Below are 3,452 nucleotides of genomic sequence, written 5' to 3' on the forward strand. Positions count from 1 at the left end.
ACGCTTGGCATTGGCTATATTGTCAGTGCCTTTATGGTCGGTTTGCGCAGGGACAACCGTGCGATTCACGATTTCATCGCAGGAACGTATGTGACGGAAGCCGAACCTGGAGAAGCGGTGGGGTTACAGTACAAGGATGATCTCAAGCAAGGTTAATCGTATACAAAGCTGCCAATCCCTGGGCAGCTTTATTTTTTATTCGGAATGATAGAAAGGGGAAGGTTATGGATCAATCGGTCGGGTTTTTAAGAAGATTGGGCGCTGTCCTGCTGGATATACTGATTGTATTTCTGCCTATTGGGCTTCTCGTGTCTGCTCTGTTTCAGACGGAACTGAACAGCTTGATATCTAATATGATCGAGGGGCTGTATATGCTGATCGTTCCTGTATTCTGGTATGGGTACGTCGTCGGAAAGAAAATCATGGGGATCCGTATTGTGAAAACAAATGGAAAAGATGTAGGCATTGGGACGATGCTCTTGCGCGTAGTCCTGTCAGGCGCGATCTATGGACTGACGTTTGGTGTTCTCTATATTGTCAGTGCTTTTTTTGTTGTTTTTCGCAAGGATCACCGCGCGATTCACGATCTCTTTGCCGGTACGTATGTAACCAACGCTGAACCCGGGGAAGCTTTGACCTTGCCGGACGCTTGAGGATGATCGTTATCAAATACGAAATAACATGAAATAGTCTGTGAAGGGTGACCCTGTGAGTAAAACAGGGTCATTTTTTAATGATAGAATTCGGTTCACCAAGCAGTTCGTGAAACTCTGAATCTAGTAAACAAAAAACCGAGCGATGATTCATCGCTCGGTTATAATTTAGATAGCGTTTGTAATTCAAAGTGGTCGGCAACCCGGTCAAAGTCTCTGACGACATTGAACATTTGATTCTCCGAGAAATTATTCGTGCTTTCCCACACCTGAGGGTGGACCGTGAACGTGTAATATTTACCTTCTGTAAAGTAACAGTGGTGAGGCGCGTCCAATAGTTTCTGTAAGGATTCTTCATTCTTCGCTTCGTTCAGGCGGATAGGCTTTTGGCTGAAGATACTCCGTTTACATTTCGCTTCAATCTGCATAGGAAGCAGCTCCTTTTATTAATAGATTCTTGTATAAATAGTGTATCCAAATAGTCAGAAAATTATAACATTAAATTGGACAAATTGAAGGTTCTACATGGACATTCCATCACTTTCTTATAGTGGCAGGAATTTCGTTGGGGAGGCTTCTTTTTTTGTGTCACTTTTTGTAATTTTTCTAAAATTCAGTTTACAAAGTTATGAAACTCTTATACAATTTTCAGTATACTGTATACAGAAAAACATAGGTGGAGTGATTCATGAGAAGGGTCAATAAGATGATGTCCATATCCGACCAGACGTATGACTTGCTGCGTCAGTCGATTGTTTCTGGAGAATTCAGTGCCAATGAAGAATTGCCCGAAGAGAAAATATCGAAGCAGATCGGTGTGAGTCGAACGCCGCTGCGTGAAGCACTGCGCCGCCTGGCTTCAGATGGACTGGTTGTCCTTCAGAAGGGGAAACCGGCCAGGGTGGCTACCTTTACGATGGAGGGAGCCCTGCACCTGATGGAAGTCCGCACGCTGCTTGAAACGCACAACCTCCGAACGATTACCCCTATTCGATCTCAAGCTACCATTGAAAAACTGCGGGAGAATGTACGGAATCAGAAGAAAGCGATTACAGGAGAAGATTATGAAGAGTTTGTCGAACTGGATCGGGATTTTCATTTACTGCTGACAGAAGACAATGAGAATAAGAAGTTAAGGGATCTAATCCTGCAAATGAATTCAGGGGATTATCGCGCCTTTATCATCTTATCGAACACGCTGTCTCAAAGTGCAGAAGCAGCCTGCGAGGAACATGAAGCCATCCTGGAAGCGGTGGAGGAAAAAGATGTCGAGCGGGCCTCGGCAGCGATCGATCTACATATGAACAAAGTCATTACACGCATCACTCAATATCAGACTTAGGAGGAGTACATATGAAGAAGGTTTTACTTGTATTATTTGCGGCTCTTATCACATTAGCCGCATGCGGGCGTCCAAGCTCTGGAGGAGACGGCGGTTCTGAGGAAGGGAGCAAAGAAACGTACACGATCAGTCTGGCTCACTTAGTGTCGGAGGATCAGTCGTCTCACATTGCAGCAGAATCGTTTAAGAAGAAGCTTGAGGAAGAGTCGGACGGACAGCTGAAGGTCGAACTTCACCCGAACGGGGAGCTGTATCCTTCTGACCGCGAAGCGATTGAAGCGGTCCAGCAGGGAAATATTCAAATGACGATTCCAGCCGTTGCATCCATTTCTTCCTTTAATGAAGATTTCATGGTGTTTGACCTGCCGTTCCTGTTTGAAAGCTACGAGCAGGCGTACAAAGTGCTGGACGGTGAAATCGGGCAGGGATTGCTGGATGATTTATCGGAACAAAATATCAAGGGACTTGTTTTTGCGGAAAATGGCTTCCGTCATCTATCGAATAACAAGGGACCGGTCGAGTCGCTCGAGGATATTCAAGGCCTGAAAATGCGTACGTTGGAAAGCGCGGTTCATACGGCAACCTTTAACGCACTTGGAATGAATGCTTCTCCTTTCGCGTTCGGCGAGCTCTATACAGCGCTACAGCAGGGAACATATGACGCAATGGAAGCACCGGTGTCCCTGTTCTATACGAATAAGTTCTATGAAGTGCAGGACTACTTGACGCTGACCGGTCATGTGTATGCGCCGACGGCTTTACTTATGAACAATGACTTTTACAAGGGGCTTCCGAAAGACCTGCAGGATTTAGTCATGGAAGCTTCGGAAGAATACCGTACTGAACAGCGGGAACTGGCTCAAAAACAGGATAGTGAATTTTTAGAAGAGTTGAAAGCAGAAGGTATGGAAGTGAATGAGCCTTCTGAGGAGCTCATCAAATCCTTCAAAGAGGAAGTTCAGTCGGTTTATGACGAATTCGAAGATGATATTGGTAAAGATCTCTTGGAAAAAGTGCAGAAAGCCGTTGAATAACGATAACTTAAAGGAAGGCCGCGGCCTTCCTTTACTACATAACAGGGTGGGACAGTCATGTCGAAGATTTTTGGAAATATAGAAAAAGGAATACTGGTGGCCACACTGGCCCTGATGGTCGTCCTTATTTTCGGTCAGGTGGTGGGACGGTACATTTTCCAGTCCGCTCCCAGCTGGACAGAGGAAATCGCCCGTTACCTGCATATCTTCCAGGTGTGGGTCGGCGCAAGCTACGCCGTAAAAATGAGAGAGCACATCCGCGTCGATGCTTTTGTGAACCTGTTTCACGGAGTCGTAAGAAAAATTCTGGAGTCTGCGAGCGTGATCCTGTGGTTCCTGCTGGTCCTATTTTTAGCCGTGTACGGAACCAATCTTGTACTCGATACATTAAGCTACGGCCAGCAATCACCGGCGATGCAGATT

Annotated in this window: 5 protein-coding genes and 1 pseudogene; 5 read left to right on the top strand and 1 reads right to left on the bottom strand. The window is 45.8% G+C overall.

Annotated elements, in window-relative coordinates; genetic code table 11:
- A pseudogene (locus WAM07_RS18775) lies at positions 1 to 156 on the top strand (RDD family protein); the annotation flags it as partial.
- 68 nt (positions 157 to 224) lie between these two features.
- The gene (locus WAM07_RS18780; protein ID WP_422168909.1) at positions 225 to 653 is read left to right on the top strand and encodes an RDD family protein; all 429 of its coding nucleotides are present in this window, start codon (positions 225 to 227) and stop codon (positions 651 to 653) included.
- 161 nt (positions 654 to 814) lie between these two features.
- Here the strand turns inward: WAM07_RS18780 and WAM07_RS18785 are convergent, their stop codons facing one another.
- Positions 815 to 1,081, bottom strand: coding sequence for a hypothetical protein (locus tag WAM07_RS18785; RefSeq protein ID WP_422168910.1), 267 nt, complete (start codon positions 1,079 to 1,081; stop codon positions 815 to 817).
- A gap of 260 nt (positions 1,082 to 1,341) precedes the next feature.
- Here WAM07_RS18785 and WAM07_RS18790 point away from each other — a divergent pair, with 260 nt between their 5' ends.
- The 3 genes from WAM07_RS18790 to WAM07_RS18800 form a co-directional block, all read left to right on the top strand.
- Positions 1,342 to 1,995 carry a GntR family transcriptional regulator gene (locus WAM07_RS18790; protein ID WP_422168911.1) on the top strand — a complete coding sequence of 218 codons (654 nt, stop codon included), beginning with the start codon at positions 1,342 to 1,344 and terminating at the stop codon, positions 1,993 to 1,995.
- An 11-nt stretch (positions 1,996 to 2,006) separates the two neighbouring features.
- Entirely contained in the window at positions 2,007 to 3,029 is a 1,023-nt protein-coding gene (locus WAM07_RS18795; protein WP_422168912.1) for a DctP family TRAP transporter solute-binding subunit, read from the top strand.
- 57 nt (positions 3,030 to 3,086) lie between these two features.
- On the top strand, positions 3,087 to 3,452 hold a 366-nt coding region (locus WAM07_RS18800; RefSeq protein ID WP_422168913.1), incomplete at its 3' end, for a TRAP transporter small permease.

Source organism: Halobacillus sp. (assembly GCF_049282395.1).
Classification (GTDB): Bacteria; Bacillota; Bacilli; order Bacillales; family Halobacillaceae; genus Halobacillus.

What these genes read in the sequence shown, in the direction of transcription:
- WAM07_RS18780 (WP_422168909.1), top strand. Translation starts at nt 225, where the DNA reads ATGGATCAATCGGTCGGGTTTTTAAGAAGATTGGGCGCTGTCCTGCTG.
- WAM07_RS18785 (WP_422168910.1), bottom strand. Translation starts at nt 1,081, where the DNA reads ATGCAGATTGAAGCGAAATGTAAACGGAGTATCTTCAGCCAAAAGCCT.
- WAM07_RS18790 (WP_422168911.1), top strand. Translation starts at nt 1,342, where the DNA reads ATGAGAAGGGTCAATAAGATGATGTCCATATCCGACCAGACGTATGAC.
- WAM07_RS18795 (WP_422168912.1), top strand. Translation starts at nt 2,007, where the DNA reads ATGAAGAAGGTTTTACTTGTATTATTTGCGGCTCTTATCACATTAGCC.